This window comes from Methanohalophilus portucalensis (assembly GCF_002761295.1).
GTDB lineage: Archaea > Halobacteriota > Methanosarcinia > Methanosarcinales > Methanosarcinaceae > Methanohalophilus > Methanohalophilus portucalensis.
In genome coordinates this window covers 175,707-198,554 of sequence record NZ_CP017881.1, presented here as the reverse complement: position 1 = coordinate 198,554, position 22,848 = coordinate 175,707, and the positions used below count along the sequence as shown (strand labels likewise).

Annotated in this window: 27 protein-coding genes and 1 tRNA gene; 18 read left to right on the top strand and 10 right to left on the bottom strand. The window is 43.2% G+C overall.

What is annotated here, in order from left to right; genetic code table 11:
* Window position 1: 1 nt before the first annotated feature.
* The 11 genes from BKM01_RS01080 (at window position 2) to comE (ending at window position 6,532) form a co-directional block, all read left to right on the top strand.
* Entirely contained in the window at window positions 2-607 is a 606-nt protein-coding gene (locus BKM01_RS01080) for an METTL5 family protein (protein WP_072360643.1), read from the top strand.
* Window positions 604-1,380 (top strand): exosome complex RNA-binding protein Csl4, encoded by a 777-nt coding sequence (locus BKM01_RS01075; protein ID WP_084006316.1) that lies wholly within the window; start codon window positions 604-606, stop codon window positions 1,378-1,380. Before BKM01_RS01080 ends, BKM01_RS01075 begins: the two co-directional genes overlap by 4 nt.
* 24 nt (window positions 1,381-1,404) lie before the next feature.
* Window positions 1,405-1,680, top strand: a complete 276-nt coding sequence (locus BKM01_RS01070; RefSeq protein ID WP_072360645.1) for a DNA-directed RNA polymerase subunit L — start codon at window positions 1,405-1,407, stop codon at window positions 1,678-1,680.
* Between the two features lie 23 nt (window positions 1,681-1,703).
* Window positions 1,704-2,864: an O-phospho-L-seryl-tRNA:Cys-tRNA synthase gene (pscS, locus tag BKM01_RS01065; RefSeq protein WP_072360647.1), complete on the top strand. Its 1,161-nt coding sequence runs from the start codon at window positions 1,704-1,706 to the stop codon at window positions 2,862-2,864.
* A gap of 66 nt (window positions 2,865-2,930) precedes the next feature.
* Window positions 2,931-3,002, top strand: a tRNA-Gly gene (locus BKM01_RS01060).
* Window positions 3,003-3,223: 221 nt separating this feature from the next.
* A complete protein-coding gene (locus tag BKM01_RS01055; RefSeq protein WP_072360649.1) occupies window positions 3,224-3,550 on the top strand; it encodes a helix-turn-helix domain-containing protein in 327 nt (108 codons plus the stop codon).
* 81 nt (window positions 3,551-3,631) lie between these two features.
* Window positions 3,632-3,838: a hypothetical protein gene (locus BKM01_RS01050; protein WP_072360651.1), complete on the top strand. Its 207-nt coding sequence runs from the start codon at window positions 3,632-3,634 to the stop codon at window positions 3,836-3,838.
* Window positions 3,839-3,863: 25 nt separating this feature from the next.
* On the top strand, window positions 3,864-4,103 hold the full coding sequence (locus BKM01_RS01045; protein ID WP_072360653.1) for a cytochrome b5 domain-containing protein: 240 nt from the start codon (window positions 3,864-3,866) through the stop codon (window positions 4,101-4,103).
* 109 nt (window positions 4,104-4,212) lie between these two features.
* On the top strand, window positions 4,213-5,454 hold the full coding sequence (locus BKM01_RS01040; protein ID WP_072360655.1) for a cysteate synthase: 1,242 nt from the start codon (window positions 4,213-4,215) through the stop codon (window positions 5,452-5,454).
* A 14-nt stretch (window positions 5,455-5,468) separates the two neighbouring features.
* Complete coding sequence (comD, locus tag BKM01_RS01035) at window positions 5,469-5,966, top strand: sulfopyruvate decarboxylase subunit alpha (protein ID WP_072360657.1); 498 nt, start codon at window positions 5,469-5,471, stop codon at window positions 5,964-5,966.
* Window positions 5,963-6,532, top strand: coding sequence for a sulfopyruvate decarboxylase subunit beta (gene comE, locus BKM01_RS01030; RefSeq protein WP_072360659.1), 570 nt, complete (start codon window positions 5,963-5,965; stop codon window positions 6,530-6,532). Before comD ends, comE begins: the two co-directional genes overlap by 4 nt.
* Here the strand turns inward: comE and BKM01_RS01025 are convergent.
* Both BKM01_RS01025 and BKM01_RS01020 read right to left on the bottom strand, forming a co-directional pair.
* On the bottom strand, window positions 6,495-7,775 hold the full coding sequence (locus BKM01_RS01025) for a methanogenesis marker 16 metalloprotein (protein WP_072360661.1): 1,281 nt from the start codon (window positions 7,773-7,775) through the stop codon (window positions 6,495-6,497). The two genes, comE and BKM01_RS01025, sit on opposite strands and share 38 nt — an antisense overlap.
* Before the next feature lies 1 nt (window position 7,776).
* Window positions 7,777-9,801, bottom strand: coding sequence for a cation:proton antiporter domain-containing protein (locus BKM01_RS01020; RefSeq protein WP_072360662.1), 2,025 nt, complete (start codon window positions 9,799-9,801; stop codon window positions 7,777-7,779).
* A gap of 181 nt (window positions 9,802-9,982) precedes the next feature.
* Between BKM01_RS01020 and BKM01_RS01015 the strand changes: the two genes are divergently transcribed.
* The 3 genes from BKM01_RS01015 to BKM01_RS01005 are packed head-to-tail and all read left to right on the top strand — an operon-like array spanning window position 9,983 to window position 11,773.
* The gene (locus BKM01_RS01015; protein WP_072360664.1) at window positions 9,983-10,675 is read left to right on the top strand and encodes a DUF1538 domain-containing protein; all 693 of its coding nucleotides are present in this window, start codon (window positions 9,983-9,985) and stop codon (window positions 10,673-10,675) included.
* Window positions 10,672-11,406, top strand: a complete 735-nt coding sequence (locus BKM01_RS01010; RefSeq protein WP_072360667.1) for a DUF1538 domain-containing protein — start codon at window positions 10,672-10,674, stop codon at window positions 11,404-11,406. The genes BKM01_RS01015 and BKM01_RS01010 overlap by 4 nt, the downstream gene beginning before the upstream one ends.
* Window positions 11,399-11,773 carry a P-II family nitrogen regulator gene (locus BKM01_RS01005; RefSeq protein WP_072360669.1) on the top strand — a complete coding sequence of 125 codons (375 nt, stop codon included), beginning with the start codon at window positions 11,399-11,401 and terminating at the stop codon, window positions 11,771-11,773. Before BKM01_RS01010 ends, BKM01_RS01005 begins: the two co-directional genes overlap by 8 nt.
* 76 nt (window positions 11,774-11,849) lie before the next feature.
* Here BKM01_RS01005 and BKM01_RS01000 read toward each other — a convergent pair whose 3' ends face one another.
* The 4 genes from BKM01_RS01000 to BKM01_RS00985 all read right to left on the bottom strand — a co-directional run bounded on the left by BKM01_RS01000 (window position 11,850) and on the right by BKM01_RS00985 (window position 15,081).
* Window positions 11,850-13,004 carry a hypothetical protein gene (locus tag BKM01_RS01000; RefSeq protein WP_072360671.1) on the bottom strand — a complete coding sequence of 385 codons (1,155 nt, stop codon included), beginning with the start codon at window positions 13,002-13,004 and terminating at the stop codon, window positions 11,850-11,852.
* 61 nt (window positions 13,005-13,065) lie between these two features.
* Window positions 13,066-14,019, bottom strand: a complete 954-nt coding sequence (locus BKM01_RS00995; protein WP_072360673.1) for a tyrosine--tRNA ligase — start codon at window positions 14,017-14,019, stop codon at window positions 13,066-13,068.
* A 59-nt stretch (window positions 14,020-14,078) separates the two neighbouring features.
* Entirely contained in the window at window positions 14,079-14,810 is a 732-nt protein-coding gene (locus BKM01_RS00990; RefSeq protein ID WP_072360675.1) for a tRNA(His) guanylyltransferase Thg1 family protein, read from the bottom strand.
* 7 nt (window positions 14,811-14,817) lie between these two features.
* Window positions 14,818-15,081, bottom strand: a complete 264-nt coding sequence (locus BKM01_RS00985; protein WP_072360677.1) for a PRC-barrel domain-containing protein — start codon at window positions 15,079-15,081, stop codon at window positions 14,818-14,820.
* A 138-nt stretch (window positions 15,082-15,219) separates the two neighbouring features.
* On the opposite strand from BKM01_RS00985, the gene BKM01_RS00980 reads away from it, so the two are divergent.
* Genes BKM01_RS00980 through BKM01_RS00965 form a run of 4 tightly spaced genes read left to right on the top strand, consistent with a single transcriptional unit; the run spans window position 15,220 to window position 19,023 of the window.
* Window positions 15,220-15,984 (top strand): ribonuclease H-like domain-containing protein, encoded by a 765-nt coding sequence (locus tag BKM01_RS00980; protein ID WP_072360679.1) that lies wholly within the window; start codon window positions 15,220-15,222, stop codon window positions 15,982-15,984.
* Complete coding sequence (uvrC, locus tag BKM01_RS00975; protein WP_072360681.1) at window positions 15,981-17,795, top strand: excinuclease ABC subunit UvrC; 1,815 nt, start codon at window positions 15,981-15,983, stop codon at window positions 17,793-17,795. The genes BKM01_RS00980 and uvrC overlap by 4 nt, the downstream gene beginning before the upstream one ends.
* 55 nt (window positions 17,796-17,850) lie before the next feature.
* Window positions 17,851-18,276, top strand: coding sequence for a universal stress protein (locus tag BKM01_RS00970; protein WP_072360683.1), 426 nt, complete (start codon window positions 17,851-17,853; stop codon window positions 18,274-18,276).
* A 42-nt stretch (window positions 18,277-18,318) separates the two neighbouring features.
* Window positions 18,319-19,023: a YkgJ family cysteine cluster protein gene (locus BKM01_RS00965; protein WP_072360685.1), complete on the top strand. Its 705-nt coding sequence runs from the start codon at window positions 18,319-18,321 to the stop codon at window positions 19,021-19,023.
* On the opposite strand, the gene BKM01_RS00960 is transcribed toward BKM01_RS00965, so the two are convergent.
* Genes BKM01_RS00960 through BKM01_RS00945 form a run of 4 tightly spaced genes read right to left on the bottom strand, consistent with a single transcriptional unit; the run spans window position 19,020 to window position 22,829 of the window.
* Complete coding sequence (locus BKM01_RS00960; protein WP_072360687.1) at window positions 19,020-20,123, bottom strand: TIGR04013 family B12-binding domain/radical SAM domain-containing protein; 1,104 nt, start codon at window positions 20,121-20,123, stop codon at window positions 19,020-19,022. The genes BKM01_RS00965 and BKM01_RS00960 overlap by 4 nt on opposite strands.
* A gap of 13 nt (window positions 20,124-20,136) precedes the next feature.
* Window positions 20,137-21,282 (bottom strand): site-2 protease family protein, encoded by a 1,146-nt coding sequence (locus tag BKM01_RS00955; RefSeq protein ID WP_233125694.1) that lies wholly within the window; start codon window positions 21,280-21,282, stop codon window positions 20,137-20,139.
* A complete protein-coding gene (locus BKM01_RS00950) occupies window positions 21,248-21,658 on the bottom strand; it encodes a DUF126 domain-containing protein (protein WP_072360830.1) in 411 nt (136 codons plus the stop codon). The genes BKM01_RS00955 and BKM01_RS00950 overlap by 35 nt, the downstream gene beginning before the upstream one ends.
* Window positions 21,639-22,829, bottom strand: a complete 1,191-nt coding sequence (locus BKM01_RS00945) for an aconitase X (RefSeq protein WP_072360689.1) — start codon at window positions 22,827-22,829, stop codon at window positions 21,639-21,641. The genes BKM01_RS00950 and BKM01_RS00945 overlap by 20 nt, the downstream gene beginning before the upstream one ends.
* Window positions 22,830-22,848 lie beyond the last annotated feature (19 nt).

Here is a 22,848-nt window from a genome sequence, read left to right as displayed (position 1 = left end):
GATGAAACAGCGAAAACTCGAGATGCTACTGCAAAAAGTAAGGGGATTTGAGAACCCCGACCCTGCACTGGAACAATATGCCACACCAGCACCTCTTGCTGCTGAATTATTACATTTCGCATACATGAAGGGGGATATTGAAGATACGGTTTTTGATATGGGATGTGGCACCGGGATACTTGCAATCGGTGCCGCATTGCTGGGAACCACAAAGGTCGTCGGATATGATAGTGACCCGGAAGCAATAAATGTTGCAAGAGAAAATGCCGTGATGATGGGTGTTGAAGTTGAATTTATTAATTGCCCTATAGAAAAGGTAAGTGGAAAAGCGAACACTGTTATAATGAATCCCCCGTTTGGAGCCCAATGTAAGGGAAGTGACAGACCTTTCCTCTCAGCTGCCCTAAATGCAGGGAATACTATCTACTCGATTCATAATAGCGGAAGTTTTAACTTTATAAGGCAATACATAAAGCCATCAGTTATTACCGAGTGGTATACTACATCATTCCCGCTAAAAAGAACATTTAAATTCCATAAAAAAGATGTAGAACGAATTGAGGTAGAAATATACAGAATAAGCTCCTTATCACATCATAATTATTGAAACCAAGAGGGATTATTATTAGGATACGCAACAAAAAGAAGGCCACAAGAAGGAAAATAAAAGGTTCTTCAAAGAAGGATGAAAAAGAAGAAAATCAAAATCCCAAAACTAAGGCCCAGCAAAAAGAAAAGAGAGAGGCCAAAGGGAAGAATCCTGAGAACCTGAAAAAAGAGAAGCCTCAAAAGCACCTCAAAAAAGAAGCTGAAAAGCACATTGAAGAGCAGTTTGTGCTGCCCGGCGATATTGTTGGTACTAATGAAGAGTATGAAGCCGGTGAAGGGACCTATACATTAAGAGGAAACATATATTCAACCAGGACAGGAAATGTTGAGGTTGACAGGAAAAAGCGTAGTGTTTCCGTGCGGGCTACATCCGAACTTCCACCTGTAATAAAGAAAGATGATATTGTAGTCGGCAATGTGGTGAATGTACGTGATTCAATGGCACTTGTACAGATAGCAGCCATAAAAGGTCATGGAGAAAGGGAAGTCAACAATCCCGGAATTGCCGCCATCCACATATCAAACATCAAGGAAGACTACGTCAAAAACATAGCCAATGAACTTGCCCTCATGGATGTTGTTAAGGCAAAGGTAATTGATACTGATAGTATGCGCCTGAGCATTGCTGCCAAGGAACTGGGAGTTATGTCCGCAGTTTGTGGAAGATGTGGTGAATCCCTTGCTATTGAAGAGGGAAAACTGAAATGTCCCGCCTGTGGCAAGACTGAAAAACGTAAACTTTCAGCTGATTATGGAACAGGAATTATCTAACAAAACGGGGACAGGAGATTAATTATGGAACTGAAGATTATTGAGAAAAAGGATGATGAGATTAAAGTAGAGATAAAAGGAGAGAGCCATACTCTGCTTAATATGCTTAAGCATTTCATGCTTGAAGATGAACATGTGGATATAGCAAGTTACGATATGCTTCATGTAAGTATTAGTGAGCCAGTCTTCTATGTAAGGACCGATGGCAAAGACCCTGTACAGGCAATCAGGGATGCAGCGGTGAAACTCACTGCAGAATGCGATGAGTTCAGTGGTGTTTTCGAAAAAGCCCTCGCATAATCTGGCAGGAGAGCTGGGCCAGTATGTCACTTGATGAAGATAAACTGAAAAAATTCGGTTTTATCGAAAGGGGACCAAAGGATGCAATTAATATCGATCCCCTGCAAACCGGAGGTATCCTGACAGAGGATGCACGCAAAGCCTTGCTTGAATGGGGAGACGGGTATTCGATCTGTGATTTCTGTGGAGGGGTCCTGGACCTTATAAAAAAACCACCTGTATATGAATTTGTACATGAGGCCCTTCCAGAATTTATAGGAACCGATGAGGTAAGGCTTACACATGGTGCCCGGGAATCAAAATTTGCGGTGATGAATTCAATGGGCAAACCCGGAGACACTGTAGTGCTTGACGGGCTGGCTCACTATTCCTCACACGTTGCTGCACAGAGGGCAGACCTTGAGATCGAGAAGGTGGAAAGCTCCGGCCACCCTGAATATAACCTTGACCCTGAAGGGTATGCTCAGACTATCGAGAAGGTTGCAAATAAGAGTGGCAAGCCTCCTGCACTGGCCCTGTTGACCTATCCAGATGGCAACTACGGTAACCTGGCAGATGCAAAGAAAGTAGCAGATGTCTGTCATGAATATGATGTACCACTGCTCCTCAACTGCGCCTATTCAGTAGGCAGGATGCCGATAGATGCAAAGAAAATTGGAGCCGATTTCATAGCGGCCAGTGGCCACAAGTCAATGGCATCATCCGGCCCAATTGGCCTGCTAGGTGTACAGGAAGAATACGCAGATACAGTTTTCAGGAAATCCCCCACTCATAAGAAAAAGGAGATCGAGCTATTGGGCTGTACCTCCAGGGGTGCCGGGTTGATGACAATGATCGCCTCATTCCCCCAGGTAGTGGAGCGTACCAAACACTGGGACGAGGAAGTTGCCAATGCCCGCTGGTTCTCGGAAAAAGTGGAAGAACTCGGACTTATCCAGGTGGGACAGAAACCGCATAACCATGACCTGATGTTCTTTGAAACCCCACCATTTTATGAGATCTCAAAGACCGCCAAGAAAGGCAGGTATTTCCTGTACCGGGAACTTAAGAAGCGTAATATCCATGGTATCAAGGGTGGCCTTACCAAATATTTTAAACTAAGTACCTATCAGGTTGGCAGGGACAATCTTTCCTATGTGATTGACTCCTTTGAAGAAATAATCGACAAATACGCTGAAGAATGAGGGGCAGAGGGCAATGCCTTCTCCCACGAAACTTTTATTAGCTACAGGACATATAGAATTTTATGAGCGGCTGTGGTTTAGTGGCTATGACCTGAGCTTCCCAAGCTTAGAACCCGGGTTCGAATCCCGGCAGCCGCATTTTATTTTTGTGAGTATTACCAGATGGAATCAGATTTTTTATACAATTTTATTCTGCGAATGATCCCATTGAAATGTCCTGTATCATGCTGTAATTATTAAGGTTACAGGACATTCAAAATTAGCCCACGTCACCTGTTCTTCCAGAATTAACGTGCCACCAATAAAAATATAAATGATTAATCATTATAAACGTCTGCAGATAACAAGAGGTTGAAACAATGGAAGATGACTACGATGAACTCGACGATGTGATTATGCAGAAACAATCAAAAGGTGAATCTGTCAAAAAAGAGCATGACATGTTGAATAAGGCTGCATCCCATCCATTAAGGAGGGAAATAGTCAAAACTATAGGTGCTTTTGGGATCAACACAGATGAATTGTCCGCAAACATTGATGAAGAGCCTGCTGTACTGAAATATCATATCGATTTTTTGCTCAACGGGGAACTGGTCAGGATTGAAAATGATGAATACAGGCTGACAGACAAGGGAATTGAGTTACTTTCCGACTGCCAGTCCGGTAAATCAAATCCTAAATGTTAAAATTGGTTTGTGACCTTTCCAGATATGAATTTCCACAAACCTCTTTAACTTAAAAACCAATAGGAATTATGGAGGAATTTTATGAGTTGCGCGATTTGCGGAGCAGAAGCAGACAGTGAATACTGCAAGAAGTGTGAGAAAATCCTGGATGAGATTATTCACCGTGTCGGTGAAAAACGCTGGAGTGCAATGGATGATTGCAGCTACATTTACCCCATGATCAAAAGGGCTGCAAAAGGGGAGCTATCGGTCAACGATATAATTAATGCAATGGAAGTAGAAGACTAACTTCAATACAGGGGAGTGAGATTTCATGAGAGAATTTACACCGGATGGTCTGGCCAAATACAATGGGAAAGACAGGGATGAGATCTATGTTGCCTATAAAGGCAATGTCTATGATGTAACAAACAGTGAGTTATGGATGGCCGGAGATCATCAGGGCATGCATGAAGGTGGCATCGACCTTACAGAAGAAATGGAAGAGGCACCTCATGAGGAAGACGTATTCAATGAATTCGAAATAATCGGTATATTTGTAAATAACCATTGAAAGTACATAGGGGATGATTTATCAAAAAAATCCCTATCTTTTTTCCTTAAAAGAAATTCCTGCTGGCTAATAGGACAAAATATATAAGACCACCAGCAAACTCCATTATATGGACAAATACATACTCATCTGCCCAAAATGTGGCAAGACTTATGGCAAATATGACATGGTATGCCCCACTGATGGAACTCTTTTGAGAACAGAATACTCAAAAACCAGTTTTAAGCCATGTGATCTGCCGGGAATATGGAAATTCTACAACTGGCTACCCGTGGAAGGTATCATAAAAAAGGGTACAGGAAAAACACTAACCTACAAAAGTGAGAACCTTGCCGATAAACTCGGTCTTGAGAAACTATACATAAGTTTCAACGGCTACTGGCCGGAAAAAGGGGCTTTTATGAAGACCTGCAGCTTCAAGGACCTTGAATCATACCCTACAATGCAGAGAGTAATCGAGCAGGAAGAAAAAAATACAATGGTAGTAGCCTCTGCAGGTAATACTGCCCGTGCTTTTGCACATGTATCCTCTATAACCGGTCTTCCTTTGCTTCTGGTAGTTCCTGAAAATGCTATTGAAAAACTCTGGATACCCGCTGGATCGACATCATCAATCTGTGTTGCAGCTGTACAGGGAGATTATTATGATGCCATATCCATAGCCTCCCGGATTACCGAAAGAGAAGGATTCGTACCCGAAGGCGGTGCCAAGAACGTAGCACGCCGGGATGGCATGGGAACGGTGATGCTGGATGCAACACTGACCATGAAGTGCCTGCCAGACCACTATTTCCAGGCAGTGGGTAGTGGAACCGGCGGGATTGCTGCCTGGGAAGCAGCTATGCGCCTGAAAGAGGACGGCAGATATGGAGATAAAATGCCACAATTACATCTGGCACAGAACCTCCCCTGTGCTCCATTGATACAGTTACATGAGGATGTTGCTGTGGATCCGAAATGTCCTGAAGGAATGTACGACACCGTGTTGTTTAACCGCAAACCTCCGTATGCAGTGGGAGGGGGAGTGAGAGACGCCCTTGAAGCCACAGAAGGGGATTTTTACGGGATTACAAATAAAGAGGCAGAAGAAGCCAGGTTGTTATTTGAAGAACTTGAGGGCATCGACATTATGAACTCAGCAGCTGTGGCCACAGCCGCCCTGATAAAAGCTGTCAGGAATACAAAGGTGTCAAAATCAGATCTCATAATGCTCAATATCACCGGTGGAGGAGTTAAAGGGGCTTTAAAGGAACTTGCCACAATCAGTCTTGAACCTGACCTCGTAGTATCCCCTGAAAACAGTGAAGCGCCCGCAAAAATCATACAAAGAACTGAAGACAAATTCGAATAAAGGAATGAGGTTACATGGACCCTTCCGAGGAAGTATTCAAGAGTATAAAGGAATCAGGTATTGATTTTGTAGTCAGTGTACCGTGTGCCAACCTCCAGAAACTCATTCCCATGGTCGACAGTGATCCGGACATAATCCACGTTCCCGCCACCAGGGAGGAGGAAGGCATAGGGATCTGCGCCGGGGCCTATATGGGAGGGAAAAAACCGGCCATAATGATGCAAAATTCCGGCATGGGAAATTCCATCAATGCCCTGGCATCTCTCAATCGCCTATACAACATCCCTTTACTGATAATTATAAGCCACAGGGGAATTGAAGGAGAGCCAATCTGCGCCCAGGTACCAATGGGTGAAAAAACACCTCAACTACTCGAAGTCCTGGACATACCTGCATACAAACCACATCTTGCACAGGCCAAAAAAACCATCGAAAAAGCCACTAAAAAAGCATTTGAAGAAGGAAAGCAAGCAGCTATCCTATTGAGTATAGGTTTCTGGAGGGAATCATGATACGCTACGGTGCACTTGAGATTCTTGCTGAAAAAGAGGGAGATAAAGATACTCTGATCATTGCAAATATCGGATTGCCCTCAAAAGAATTATACGAAATATATGACAGAAAGGCCAATTTCTACATGCTTGGTTCAATGGGTCTTTCTTCTTCCATCGGCCTCGGGCTTGCCCTGGCAAGACCGGACAGGAAAGTTCTCGCAATTGACGGTGATGGGTCGGTCCTGATGAATATGGGAAGCCTGGCAACAATAGCCAACCAGCACCCGGATAATTATCTCCTTGTAATCATCGATAACGGTGCATATGGCTCTACGGGCAATCAAATAACTGCGACAGCAGGATTGACAGACCTCAAAGAAGTTGCTTTGGGAGCCGGCGTACGAAATGTTGCCATGGTGTCCGATAAGTCAGACCTTAAAGAGAAACTGGATACAATGGATAATGGTGTCCTGGTAGTAAAGACCGAACCCGGCAACAAGAAGGTGCCTGTAATAAAGCTATGTCCTGCAGATATAATTAAGCGGTTTATGGAGATATCCTCTCCACCATCCCATTCAAGATGAATGTACCTTCCTTTATACTGTCCCTTAATTTTTCGGCCATTATGAGTGCACGTTTGCGATCTGACTGGCGCACAACAATCGGGACATCCATTTTATTTCCTTCATAATCGAATTTAAGACTGCCCAGATCTGCCCTGAAAACATCGCTACATAAAGTTGAGCAGAGACCGCAGTTAAAGCATGTGTGCCTGTTCAGTACTACTTTGTCACCGTTGAAATAGATTGATTCCATAGGACATTTTTCCATGGGTTCACAGACATCACATCCACGACATTTGCCGGGATTGAAAACTACCTCAATATCTACATCTTTCCAGGCATCTGCATAACTTGTCATTGCAACTTTCATCCTGCGATCAGCATCCATCACAGGAAGCGGGATTTCACTATCTGTTTGCCTTATAGCATCGAATACTGAATCATCAACGACAGGCACTGCAACTGCCCAGGAAACAATGCATTCCGGACCTGCAGACGTAGCAAAACCTCCCATATAATCAGCCACCATGGAATGCATATCCGCAGTTGCTATCAAATTGGGTTTTTCCGGGCTGCTACGCGTTCCTGAACCCAGGATGAAGCCTTCGGCACCATTGAGAAGAATGCGACTTCCCACACCGATACCATGGAGCTGCGGGTCGTTCTTTACAGGGTTTATTTGCCCACATCCTGACAGGGTGGCTTCGGTGGCATCGGGTGCAAAGGTGGTTGCATGGAAAATAGTGGAAACAGGAGAAGGAGAAAAATTCACAAAGGCACTGTAATTCTTAAATGCATGACGCGTTGCAAACAGCTGGGCGTATGGCATATCTTCAATGGACACTGTATCTGAATATTTCTTCCCTTCATCGGTAACTACATCAACATCCACAGGATTACCTTCCACAATATCCCGGAAAAGGTGACCTCCTCCGTAATTTTCCCTATCATGGCTGTGTGCAGTACCAAAAACCATCAAGTCCAGGATACCCAGTCTTTCATTGGGACAGGGACCCACATGGGCATCCACTCCATTTATGGTTACAGCTGATGCGCGGGTGAATTTTTCCCCGGTTCCTACCGGAAATGAGAGGACTGCATAAGTTCCACTCATAATAGCTCTGGTGGCAGCAGTCACCACATCAACATCCTCAAAACCGACACTATCTCCTGAATCGATTATATCACAAAGTTCCTGAGAGGTGAGAACTGTTGCGTCTTTACGGTTAATTTTTTCAAGAATATGACCTACTTCCCGCTCCATATTATTCCTCAGTATCGTTTGTGTTTTTTTTACTTAGATCCGTGAAGAAGTCCCCTATTTCTTTCATATCTTCATGACTTCCCAGTAACACAAGAATATCTCCTTCCAGAATACGTACATCCCCTCCGGGATTTGTGATAATTTCCAGCCCTCTTCTGATTGCCAGGACTGTACTCCCGAATCGTTGCCTGAGGGAAAGATCTTCAAGGGTCATCCCTACCACATCAGCCCTCTGCGGCACACGGAGAGAGACTATATTCACATCCGGGATATCAAACTGCATTTTCTCATAACTTAAGGGGTTATGCGAAATGCTGCGAAACATGTCATATCCATCGGCTCTGGCATCTTCTATAAATTCTTTTATCTGGTCCTCCGGTACAAGGTAGCGCCTGAGGAGGCGGACAAATATTTCCACAGAAGTCTCAAATTCTTCCGGAATAACTTCATTAGCTCCCTGCTCATAGAGTGGACCCATCTCCTTTAAATAGCGTGTTCGTGCAATGATATGAATATTGGGATTCATTTCCCTTGCGAGCCATATAACTCTGCGAGTTGCCGTTGCATCGGAGATACCAACAATCATTATTTTTGCAGAATCAATATCAGCCTGTTCAAGTACACCTTCCTGTGTCGCATCTCCATAAAAAATATTTTCTCCTTTTGAAATACCTTCTCTTACGCTTTCTGGATTGGTTTCAATAACCAGATAAGGAATACCCCCTGCCTTTGCAGCTTTTGCCACTGTTTTACCATTGAAACCAAAACCCACGATTATAAGATGGGAAGACATTTTTTCCTTTTTATCGTACATCTTTGTTACATCTTTACGGGCAAAGCCGCATTTGAGCTGATGTGGTATAGGAAGTTTGAGAACTTTTGCAGCCACAGAGGGAGAATAGGAGATGGAAAAGGAAGTAACTGCCATTGTAAGAATGGAAATATCCAGAAACATTTGGTATAGGTAGTTGTCCAGAAGACCATACTCAACCCCGAATTTTGAAAGGACGAAAGAGAATTCACCCACCTGGGCAAGTGCCATACCGGTTAGAATGGAATTGCGAAGGGGATACCCCAGAACCATAGAAACAAAACCACTGACAATTCCCTTGAATAACATAACACCAATAGTCACAAGTAATATCATTAAGGGGTTATCCAGGAAAAATTGTACATTAAGCAGCATTCCTATTGATACGAAAAAAATACTCAAAAAAACATCCTTAAATGGCAGAATATTGTTCAGTGCCTGATGACTGTATTCAGATTCAGATATCACAAGGCCTGCAAGGAAAGCCCCCAATGCAAGAGACAGTCCCGCACTGTAAGTAAGCATAGCAATAGATAAACATATGACAATCACAGACAGAAGGAACAGTTCCGGATTGCGGGTTTTGGCAATATGATATAGGATATGGGGAATCAGCCACCTGGCAAAAAACATAATGAATATAATAATTGCCAGAGATTTCAGAAGAATCATAAAAATTGAGTTTGCATCATTTCCACCAACCCCTGCCAGGAACGGAGTTGCTACAATCATTGCTACTACAATGACATCCTGGAATAATAATATAGAAAGAATTGTACGACCGTGCAAACTATGCAATTCGGCTCTTTTTTGAAGTGTTTTGAGCACAATTGCTGTACTGCTTAGAGAGATCAAAAACCCCAGGAAAAGGGATTCACTGAAACCAAAACCAAGATATGTAGCTGCAAAAAGAGTCCCAAGGGTTGTAAAAAGAACCTGAAGTCCTCCTCCAAGTATCACAGAACGCTTCATATTCCAGAGTTCTTTTAAAGATAATTCCACTCCAATGGTAAACAGCAAAAGAATAATGCCTATCTCAGCAAGGATATTGATATCATCAGGATTATCTATGAATCCCAGTCCATAAGGACCCACCAGAATACCAGTTACCAGGAAACCAACTATAATAGAAATGTGAAGTTTGTTGCATATATAAAGCACAAAAATAGATATACCAAAAATAATGATGATATCATTGAGTATTGCCGACTCCATAAATATGAATTATGTAAAGATATCTAATAAATATATTCATTTCAAGGTGATTTTGAACCTAAAATCAAAAGCGTCCTGATTATTTCAAAATCCAGTACTTTTTAAAACACAAAAATCTCATATAATTTGGCACCATATATTTGATAGAAGTGTTTTTTATTGATACATCCATGGAGATCGAATGATAGAAGACATCAAAGAAACTACAAAGGAAGTAATACAGGCAGTGCTTCCTTTAACTGTAGCAGTATTTTTTCTCATGGTCATAATTGGAATGAATCATGATATGTTCCTGTCTTTTTTCATGGGTTCATTATTGGTCATATTGGGTATGATCCTTTTTCTTCTGGGTGTAAAAACCGGTATGCTCCCCATTGGGGAATCAATTGGTTCTGAGTTATCAAAACATAATTCTTTATTATTCATCCTTGGTTCTGCATTCATATTATCATTTATGGCAACTGTTGCAGAACCCGATGTGAGGGTACTAAGTTCAATGATTGATTCAGTATCAGAAGATAGTATCTCTCGCAATGTACTGATTCTCTCAATTGCCTCAGGGGTTGGATTTTTTGTGGCCGTATCTATGTTGAGAATCGCCTATGGTGTCCCGATTAAATATCTATTTACCGTTGGGTATCTGATTATTCTGGTATTATCCTTTTTTACAAATCCCGACTATCTGGCCATAGCTTATGATGCAGGTGGGGTAACTACAGGCCCCATGACAGTACCTATAATCCTTGCGCTTGGAATAGGTACAGTTTCGGTACTCGGAGATAAATCTGCACTTACCGAAGGCTTTGGACTGATAGGACTTGCTTCTATTGGACCCATACTCTCAGTAATGCTTCTGGGGGTATTTGTGCCTTGACTGCCATCGAACACAGCCAGGACCTATTAGCCGTGATTCTTGAAGTTCTTGAAGCACTGCTACCACTTGTTATCTTTTTCCTTGTATTCCAGTTATTGTACCTGAAGTTTCCCTCATCATATTTCCTAAAACTTATGGCAGGTCTTTCAATAACTGCGATGGGAATGATCCTGTTTCTCTATGGAGTTTACAACGGATTTTTCCCGGTTGGTTTGGAGATTGGGAGTTACTTTGGACAAATAAAATCCAGGTGGATATTGATACCCGTTGGACTTGTGCTGGGATTTCTGGCCACTTTTGCAGAACCCGCTGTGAGAGTATTATGCTACCAGGTAGAGGAATCATCAAGTGGATACATTAAATCAAATTTAATGCTTTATACTTTATCTGTAAGTGTTGCTGCATTTGTTGCCATCGCAATGGCCAAACTGGTTTATGGAATACCTTTCCTTTACATAATAGTTCCTGGTTATCTGCTTGTACTGGTGTTATTATGGTTTTGTGATAAAGATTTTATAGCAATTGCTTTTGACTCGGGAGGTGTGGCAACCGGACCAATGGCTGTGACCTTCCTTATGTCAATGGCTGTAGGAGTGGCCACATCTCAACCGGATAGCAATCCCATAGTGGATGGATTTGGAATGATTGCATTGATAGCACTTGCACCTATTATATTTGTCATGATGTTAGGTGTATATATGAGATACATAGGAGGAACTGACAGTGAATAATGATGTGGATGATCTTGTCCTTATAGTGACAATCGTGAAAAAAGGATGGGGAGATACTGTAATAAATGCATCCCGTAAAGCAGGTTCAAAAGGCGGAACAATTATTTTCGGAAGGGGTACAGGTGTACATGAAAAGAAACATTTTCTTGGTAATTTAATTGAGCCTGAAAAGGAAATAGTACTAACAATTGCCGAATCCGCAAATGCCGATAACATATTGGAATTTATCAAAAAAGACGTGGGTCTTGACAAACCTGGCTGTGGAATGGGATTTGTAGTACCGGTTGACAAAGTATTTGGAACCGCTCACATATTATGCGAACTGGATCCGGAATGTGAACACCAATACACAGATACAAAAGATTGAAACACATTTAATTATAACCGATAACTCTATAATTTATTTTGCAGCAATGAAATATTATGCATTGCTGCAGGAAAAATTAATATGAGCCGTTTTTGGAAGATTCAACCCCGAGAATACCTGCAATCTCCAATCCTTCACTGCCAAGTTCAGAAAGACGGTTGAAAATTTCACTGCGATCCACGTATTTTTCAGTGCGTGTTCCATCTTCTTGCTCGATCTTGATGGTAATTTCACCTTTCACATATCCTCTTTCACGACATTGGGTTATAATGTCTGAATACTGTTCTGCAACGGCCTTTAAGCAGTCAAATATCTCGTTACTGTAAATGGCATTCTCATCCCCTGCCATCAAATTGACAAGTTTGCGGGAAGCAATGTTGGACCGGGCAAATTCCACAAGGTTCTTGACAAGTGAATCAATCTCTTCGAGGGTTATTGATTTAAAAAGCGCAGGGTCTGCAGTAATATCAGTATCATCAAAAATCACGGAATACTCATCACCGTCTGAAATGATCTTCAGAGAATGGTCTGCCTTTTTATTGCTGAAAGAGGTTTCCACATGTTCATTGCCATCATATTCAAATGATTCCAGTAAATACTCGGACAGATCTTCCATTTTGATCTTATTTTCTCTGGATATAAATCCGGCACGTGTCCACGTAGGGATAAAAAGGGTATCAATCAGATCTTTTACCGCAACTGAAGACCTGTTATAGCTTAATTCGAAGAAAGATTGCATTGAGCCCAGGGTTGATATCTTCTTACCGGTCAAATGGCCATTTTCCGATTCCATTGAATAGCTTTCATGAGAACCATAAATTCCACCTTCAAAAAGAGGATTCAACATAGAAAGGACCTGACTGCCAACAGAATTCATGAATTTGTTATAGTCATTTCTTTCCTTTTCGATAGAGAGGTTTACCTGTTCCAAACCTTCATGTGCAGCTCTGTCGCAGGCTTCCATGACTGATTTTTTATATTCATCCAGATAGTGGCCGGCAAAATCAGAATCCAGGGACTTGACACATTCCACAGTTTTATCATTGGAACTGTTCAGTTCCTCCAGTGCTTTTTCAAGAGAATAGGTGCTTTTACGATAACTTTCATTTTTTTCAATAGCCTCCTTTTCTACAGGAAGAACTTTGCAACATGCATCCACAAAGTTCTTTAAATCCTCAATGAAATCCCGCTGTACAGGCAGATCAGTAGAATCCTGAAATGTATATTTCATGTTTCCCCCAGTTTAATGCTAAATATCTGCCTGCAAACATTATATATGTTATTGTGGGGATTTACAGGAGAACTTCCCTGACAGGTGCAAGTAACATGCCCATGTATTTTACAGCACCGTTTTTGAGGTCCATTGGGTGCAGGGTTCCGTCTTCAAAGATTTTTTCAAGTTCCTCGTAACCATTGCATGTAAGATTGCCACCAAATTTCTCAGGCCTTTCAAACACGACCTCTTCATAACGGGGTAATATATGGTAGCGGAAGAGCTGTAATACAGGATTATCAACTATCTCCCCAGCAGGACAGAAAGCTTTTTTCATCTTTTTCTTGATGGCTGCCTCATCATCATCCACAGAAATGTAATTACCCTTGGAAGACGCCATTTTATCGCCGTCAAGTCCCAGCAGGATTGGAGTATGGAGACATATCGGTGCCTTATAACCCATACCAGGAAGTCCTTCACGGGCAAGCATGTGTATCTTACGCTGGTCGATACCACCTACAGCTACATCAACATCAAGCATAGCAATATCAATTGACTGCATTATCGGATAGACCATCTGGGAAACCCGCGGATCATCCATTGTTCTTCCAACCTCATCCATACTGCGGCGGGCCCTGTTCAGGGAAGTAGTACAGGTGAGTTTGAGTACATTGAGCATATATTCCTCACCCAGCTGGAAATCCGAGCCATAAACAAAATTGGTTTTATCAGGGTCAAGTCCCAGTGCAAGGAAACATCTCCTGTTGTAATCAGCAATTTGTTTTACTTCTTCCATAGTACCTTTCTGATTCAGGAAGGCATGCACATCTGCAAGGAGTACCGTAATATTGAAGCCGGCCTTCTGAAGGTCGATCAATTTGTTTACGGTAAGCACGTGGCCCATATGTATCTTACCGCTGGGTTCGTAACCGGTGTATGCAGAAGGCTCTGCTTTTGCTTCCATCAGTTCATCCAGTTCCTTCTCTGTAACAATTTCCTGAGCATTCCTTTTAACAAGATCTATTCTGTCCATGGAGTCACCGCATAAGATAATTTAACTGATAATAAGGTCAATAATTGTGCAATCTCTATTCAATCCAGAGATATATGTCTTTTGAGGAAATTATCTCCCTCTTCTGTACTGAAAAGAGGCAAATCCCAATCCTGGGAGATACGTGAACGTGTGGAACGTGTCTTTTCCTCCAGAAGAGGATTATACCCTTCTATTGGATATTTTTCCCTGTACACAGCCACACCTCGCCTTTGCCATGCAGGTTTCTTTGCCAGATTTGTGCCTCTTTCAAACATCATCTCATGTATGTCCTGTGATTTTTTGCCATGCATGACCGACGCTGCACTTTTTCTGTCAATACCTTCATCTATAAGAGTGTAATAACCATAAGAACTAACAAAATTGCGCCAGGCTTCCTGTTGTCGCCACTGCATATATTCGGTAAAATGGTCATTGCATACAGGAATCACGCGACAGTCAAAAGCCACGGGTTCCGCAATTCCTGAAAAAAGCGTAAAAGCACTGCTCAAAAATGAAGGTACAACCGAATCAAGTTTCTCCACTCTTCTGTCAAAGGGCAAATCCGCGAATACGATGTTTGCCTCATCAGAAAAAGTGTATGCAAAAGCCGGGTTTATGTTGCTTTTTTTGAAAAACAACTCTATTGAATCGGCCATACAGGTGGCAAAGAAAATATCATAGGGTTTTTCAAACCCTTCTTTTTTCAGGGTACGCTGGAAGTTTCTGCCATCTACGCGAAGAATTACCGGAGATACGCAACGCAAATCTGCATAGATCTCTCGCTCTTTCATGAGATGATCAGTCTTCTACTTGCTCTTTTTTCCTGAATTTGCTGACAACATCCCTGATCAGAACGATGTCCCCGCTTGTGACTACCCAGCGATAAGGAATTATGACACCCCTTGTAGGCACATCGAAAAAATCACGGCTGATGTCAGAAAGAGCAAGACCACTTATTACTCCCTCGTCTACGTTCATTACAAGGTCGTCAACTTTACCCACATAAGTACCGAGGTTGGTATATACGTTTAACCCAAAGAGTGATGTAATATCTGCGCGCATGTTATTCCCTGTTATAGTTGTATATTGTATAAGAATTTACGTTGGTCATATATATAAATACATTTTCTTAAATGATATATATTCTGGCAAATTTAATTACATGAGCTGAATCCATCATATAAAATAGTGGTGACATTAATGCTTACAAGTACTTATATCCACATCCCGGGTATCGGGAAAGAAACCGAGAGGAAGATATGGTCCGGTGGAATTACCACATGGAATGATTTCCTGCAGAATAAAAACTCAATAAACCTCCCGGATTCCAAAAAAGATAAAATTGCGATGGAAATTGAAAACTCCATCGAAAAACTGGAGATACACGATATTCCTTATTTTGCAAAATCGATACCTACATCCGAACACTGGAGAGGATTCCGTAATTTTTCGGACTCTGTAGCCTACGTGGATATTGAAACCACAGGGCTTTCACCTTCATCCTCTAAAATAACTGTCATCGGGGTTTATGATGGTAAAGACGTGAAAAGTTTCGTGCGGGGCATAAACCTGGAAGAAATAGTACAGGAGATGGAACAATACGATTTCCTGGTGACTTTTAATGGTGCGCGTTTTGACCTGCCCTTTATACAGCGAGAGTTCCCTCAGATCACAATGGAGCAAATGCATACCGATCTTATGTATCCTTTAAAGAGAGTAGGATTTAAAGGCGGACTCAAAAATATAGAACACATGCTGGGAATCAACCGTTCCGAAGAAACAGAAGGCATGGACGGTTTTGAAGCCGTGCGCCTGTGGAAGGAATATGAAAAAGGGAATGAAAAAGCCCTTGACCTGCTTCTTGAGTACAACCGGGAAGATATAGTGAATCTGGAAACTATCCTGGATATTACATATGAAAGGTTCGTTGAACACTGCTACAAGGGGTGCACACCACAGAAATGAGTGAAAATATTGTGCAGGGACATCCGGACATATCGGATTTTCCCCATCTGCCCGGTGTATACCTGATGAAGGATGCAAATGATACCATTATCTACATCGGTAAAGCCAGGGACCTGAAGAAAAGGGTCAGTCAATACTTTCAGGCCGACAAAAACAAGAGTCCAAAAACAAAGGTCCTTGTTAGCAAGATAAGGGATATAGAATACATAGTCACATCCACAGAAGTTGAAGCCCTTATCCTGGAAGCCAACCTTATCAAAAAAAACAGGCCCAGGTACAATATCAGTCTTAAGGATGACAAACGTTATCCCTATGTGAAGGTAACAATCAATTCCAGATACCCGCGCATATATCTGGTCAGACGCAGGTTAATGGATGATGCTGTCTATTTTGGCCCATACACCAGCGTAAAGCCGGTACGCACCACCCTTGACCTGATATCCCAGATATTCAAAATCCGCAGGTGCCACGGCAATCCCGCACAGAAGAAAAGGCCCTGTCTGAACTATCATATAAATCGCTGCATGGGACCCTGTACAGGAGATGTGGATGCGGAAGAATACAGGGATAATGTGAAGGCTGCAGTAAAGTATCTCCGGGGAGACACCGGTGACCTGCTGGGCAAACTCAGACAGCAAATGCAGGAATATGCAGAAAAACAGCGATATGAAGCAGCTTCGGTCATCCGGGACCAGATTGAAGGCTTAAAGGAACTTGCAAAACAGCAGAGGACAACTGCAGGAATCGATGACAGGGATGTCATCGGGTTGCATGTGGATGAAAAGGACATCTATGTGCAGCTCTTTTACGTGAGAAGCGGCAGCATGGTGGGACGGGCGGATTTTGAACTGAACCGGGGGAAAAGTACGTCCTCTGAAATTATTGCCGAATTCATTAAGCAATACTATCAGGATTCCCCTGTACCTCCCGAAATTGTTGTGCCAGAAATGCCTCCAGAGGAAAAAGTAATCCTGAAATGGCTGTCAGAAAAGGCTGGCAGGAAAGTCACCCTGAACATTCCCCGGATAGGGGAAAAGAAAAAACTCCTTGATATGGCGATGAAAAATGCCACAATGGCCCGAGAGAGGTCAAACACGGAGAAAGCAAAAAAGGAGGGGACACTGAAAGGGCTCGAGATGCTGCAGGAAAAACTGGGACTTGGTACTCTGCCCCGACACATAGAAGGTTTTGACATATCCAATATATCAGGAACCGATCCGGTAGCTTCGATGGTGGTTTTCAAAAACGGTACACCTTCAAAAGCGGATTACAGGCATTACAATATCAAAAGTGTTGAAGGAATTGATGATTTTGCCATGATGGCCGAATCTGTTGACAGGCGATACTCCCGCATGAAAGAAGATAAACAAGCCGTTCCTGACCTCATACTTATCGACGGGGGAGAAGGACAGGTCAACGCCGCAAGCCGGGAATTGCAAAAAATGCAGATGAATATACCCATAATCGGCCTTGCCAAGAAATTTGAGCATATAATTTTTCCAGACACCCATCCCCGTAAACTGCTGATTCTGCCAAAAAAATCCCCTGCACTAAAAATACTCATGCAGGTAAGGGACGAAGCACACAGGTTTGCAGTGGCTTCCCACAGGAAAAGAAGATCAGCGAGACTTTCCCATTCCGAGCTGGATGGGATTGAAGGAATCGGGGAAAAGAAAAAGAAAGAACTTCTGCAGCATTTCGGCTCTGTGGAAAAGATCAGACAGGTTGAGGAAAAAGAGATCGCAGAAATAGAGGGAATCGGAAAGGCACTTGCAAGACGTATTGCAGAAAAGCTCAGGGAACAAAAATGAGCACGACAATTATATAAAAAATACTGTCCTAATTTACTGTAAGGGGGATTAGATAATGAGTCACACAAAAATGCTTATTTCCATTGACGGTTCCGTTTATTCGGAAGAGGTGCTTGAAGCGGGGATGGAAATTGCAAAGAGTTTGGATAGTCGTATTTACGTTGTTTATGTGGTACATCCCGGTTCATCCCTTCTGTCAAATCCTGATTCCTGGAGTCCTTCTCGCCGGGTTCTGGAGGAGATGGGCAAAGACGCATTCAGGAAGGCAACGGCTATTGCAGAAGAGAAGGGTTTGTCCTGCGAGACAAAAATGCTGGAAGGATATCCGTCAGATAAGATCATGGATTTTGCTGAACGAAAGAGTGTTGATATGATCGTCATTGGTTCCAGGGGTCAGCAAAGCACCAGAGAATTCCTGCTTGGCGGTGTTGCGGAGAAGGTGATACGCAATTCTAAAAAACCTGTATATGTAGTCCGTTGAAAATATTCTTAAATACTATGCCAGCGCGGTTAGTCCCAGGTGATGCAGATAGCTTTGATAAGTAAAGAGCTCGCACAGGCCAGATCAGATCTTTCTGCCGTAGAGGCATATCCTTTTGAAGAACTGGTTGATATAATCAAAGATGTGGGTTTTGAATGCAGCAGATGCACACGCTGTTGCACCCGCGACTACAATGATCATGTTTTCCTGCTGGAGAAGGATGTTGAGAGAATCAGGATGACCGATCCTTCAAAAATTACACCTGCGCCTTATTTTGATTACTGTGATAACAAGGGCAATTTCTATGTACAGGGGTATGCCCTGACCTACAAGGATGACGGCACCTGTGCTTTCCTGGGAGAAGATGGCCTGTGTACCATATATAAACAGAGACCTTCGATATGCAGCATATATCCGTATATGCTCAATCGCGAACCCGACAGAAAAGGCAAGCTCCTGTGGAGACATGTAGCAGGCCTGAACGAACACGGTTACTATCACTGTGAAATGACTGAGAAGGATGCCATGCAGATGGCAAAAGACGTGATAGAATATGAAACCGGATTCCTGCAACACCGAATAGATTTCCTTACTACCCTGTTATCCCATTTCAGAGAAAATAAACTCAAACCTTCCCAGAGACAGTACGAAAGACAGATGAAAAAATACAATTCAGGGAAAGAAATTGTCGTTAACGTGTACCACTGCGGACAATTTCATACTCACAGTATTAAAGATAAAAGTTAAGCCCATTTTCCTGTCAAATTCCCATCCAGTGCCAGTTTACCCAGAAGTTTATTTACATCCGGTTCAATCGGTGCAGGAACTATATTTTCATAAGGTGTCGAAGGCAGGGGGGTCAGATAGTGAGCCCGCACCTTGCCCCCTTTACTGATTATCCAATTGATCATATCGAGGGTGATTCGCTGGTCCTCTTCGTTTTCACCGGGAAAACCGAATATGAAATCCACCATCGGCACGATAGCTTTGTTCACACAGTGCTCAACGGCATTAAAGATATCTTCACTGCTATGTCCCCTGTGAATTTGTCTGAGGATCCTATCACTGCCTGATTGGCCACCCAGGCTTATACTTTTGTTTGTGCAGTATTTATCCACCAGTTCCAGAGCATCCTCTGTAATGAATTCAGGACGCACTTCCGAGGGGAAAGTGCCAAAATAGATATTTTTTCCCTCAAGTTCTGCAAGGGAGGCAAGTAATTTCTCAACTTTATCCAGCCTTGGATGAATCCCGGCACCTCCGTAGGCAAAAGCATTTGAAGAGATAAATCTCAGGTCATTGTAGCAGCGTGCATAATGAACAATGGAATCAATACTTCGATGACGCATTTTGTGACCTAAAAGTCTGGGAGTCTGGCAATATTTACAATTCCAGGGACATCCCCGGCTGATTTCAATTGGTGACCTGGGGCCATCACAGTCAAAACAGGGATAATCATCAAGGTTTACCGGTTGCCGGGCACCCGTATGCACAATATTACCATCTTTTTTGTAGGCGATACCGGCTACTTTTGAAACATCTCCACCCATCTGCAGGGTATCCACAAGTTCTGGCAGGGTTTCTTCTCCCTCTCCGACCACCACATAATCAAAAAACCCAAGAGTTTCTTCCACTGAGCCTGATGGATGCGGCCCTCCTGCTATATAGACAGAATCTGTTTTTGAAGAGGATACTTCCCTAAATATGCTTCTTTTTTGGGCGGTGGAAAAACTGTACACCATTATGCCGTCAACCGGATGCCGGACAAAACCGGCATTTTCAAGCAAGGGATAAAGGGTCGCCAGACTGTATGAATTCTTTCGATGCCATCGGAGATTTATATCCACTCATTTCACTTCCTTAAACAGTAACTATAGTAAAAGGAACCGGTGTGAAACACAACAGGCCCAGCACGAAAGTAACTATTCCCAGCAGCATCCTTTTGCCACCAAGTTCGTTCCTGTCTTCCATTGGCCGGGGATGGCCTGCGGCAGCAAAAAGGAAGAGTAAAATCGCCCAGAAAAACCAGATTCCAGCATTCTGACCCATTACAGTACCTATATAAATGGCTATCAATCCGAGTAGAACCGGCATTGCTGAAGAAATGTATTTAGCTTTTTCACCAAGCATTGCACGCATGGCATGCCCTCCATCCAGCTGACCCGAAGGCAGTAGGTTGAGCAGGGTGACAAACATGCCCACCCAGCCGGCAAAAGCCACAGGGTGAATGGTTTGGCCACTGGAACCCATTAACCATTGAATGAAGGCAAATAGGGGAGGCATCTGCAGGTCTATCATAAGGGTCCCGGGTGCCTGAGAGAACTCCACAGGAGGTTGCATCAAACCTATGATCGTTACAATTACTGAGGCCACAAGTCCTACAAGGGGGCCTGAAACTGCCACATCAAACAGGGATTTCCTATCCGGTATCATTCCCTTGTGCTTGATAACCGCCCCCATTGTTCCGATAATGGAAGGAAAGGGAATGAAATAGGGCAGGGAAGTTTGCATTCCGTGCCTGCGAGCTGCGAGGTAGTGTCCCATCTCGTGTGAACCCAACACACCCATTATAGCAATAGTAAAAGGCAAACCTTCAAAAGCAGAGATTGGATCTGCAATTACATCTGCTCCGAACATGCTTGCACCGGCAAACATGGTTGTAAAAAAAGTGGCTATTGCCAGCACAACATTAATCCAGACCCTGTCCTTTCCTTGTTTGAAGGGAATCGCTGCAATTACCTCTTCCCCTAACTTTGATTCGATAGCAAGGTTGTAACCCCTGGAGGCAAACTGTGCCGTGAGAGATTCCTGTATGATCTTGCGGCTAACCCGTGGCATTCCATAGAAATAGACCGACCCGGCATGATAGTTCACCTCATATACCCTGAAAAAAGGACTTACCTGAAGATACATCCAATCAATAAGATGTTTGACCTGAGGGTCTACTGAAGGTTTCCGTTTCAAACCCATCTTAATCCTTTGTTTCCAGCCAGCCTTCATTACCATTTACGTTCACGTTCATACCATCCTCCAGCATCTCAAATGGATTACTTTCCAGACTATCAACCAGAGGGATTTCGGATATGATCGCTCCCACAGCTACTATCGGTTCACATTCCAGGTTTACCATTGCAACCGGAGCAACACCATTTTTGAAAAGCTGGTATATTACATAGGAACCCACTGTAGAACCTTTCCCATGAGGAAATACCAATACCTTGCCAGCTATATTTTTCCCGAAAAGACAATGCTCTGGATCAACGATCTTACCTGTTTGGGGATCTACGTTGCCCAGAAATGAGATTGGGTCCTCTGAAAGCAATATTTCACCGCCAACACTTCCTTTAGAGATACCCCTGCCTTTAATCCGAATGGGCTCCACCCCCTTTTTCCATGCATTTATCAATATTGGCAATTGTTGCGGCCACCTTACACATTCCCGGCAGATAGGCATAGGCTTTTCCGGAATTTACTGCCATGTGAGAGAACTTATCGGTTGCAGGGGAGACTACCATACATGTGTCACAAAGGACCTTTGCACCACTTTTCTCGATACTTTCTACAAGCTTGGGATTGGACGCAGCAACTTCTCTTGAAGTAAATATCCAGACATTGTTGTCCACGACCTTACCTTCAAGCTTTGCAGCAACATCTTCCAGTTCTTCCGGTGAACAGTGAGGACAACCCACAGCAGCGCTGTCACATTCTGTAATTCCATCACCTGATACTGTTTCATAAACTTCATCTATCTGGCTTCTTTCAATCGTCAGTTGTTCTGCGGGCGGTTCGAAATATTTTCTGCGGGTTTCAGGAGTGACACCTTCCACATGATAGAGGGCTACTGCACCTGATGCAGCCATTGCAGCACCCAGTGCTTTGAGCTGGTCCCTGTGGGGCGTAGATTGCATCCTGAATAGGGGCACACGTTTACCTGCTGCTTTGCCTGCGATATATCCCAGGACTGCATAGTCTGAAGGCTCCAGTTCACAATCCACGGTGATCATAAGTTCAGGTGTCCTGTTCTCATCCAGATGATAACCATAGTTTGCGGTTTTACCTACAAGAGCTGCACAGAGAGCAGAAGGACCACCTTCACGGTTGGTACGGGCTCCGATAACGGAATTGGCATAGGATACAGCAGAGGATTCACTCCAGGCAAGATGATCACCGTAGGTAGCCGAAAAACTTTGCAGGTAGTAGGGCGTGCATGTACACTGGACTTCTATACCCAGGCTGCCATATGCTTCAATGATCTCCTGCTGCTTTTCGGCAAATTCGGCAGATACTCCCATCTCCTGCCATCTTTCAAGATCCATGCCGGCAGGATTGAGAATGGAAGGTACCTGCACCTTGCCTTCAAGATCGGATATCCATTCCAGACCGGCATCCCCCATCGTTTTATAGGAGACGCCTGCAATCTGGGCACTTTTAATAGGAATCAGGCGGTCTGCCTCGTAGATATCACCCAGTGCAACCAGTATTTCCATGGCCTTTTGCAGGGTAGGGCCGCTTTCTCCTACCATTATTCTTTCTTCTTCAGGTGTGAGATACATATAATAAACCTTCAAATAT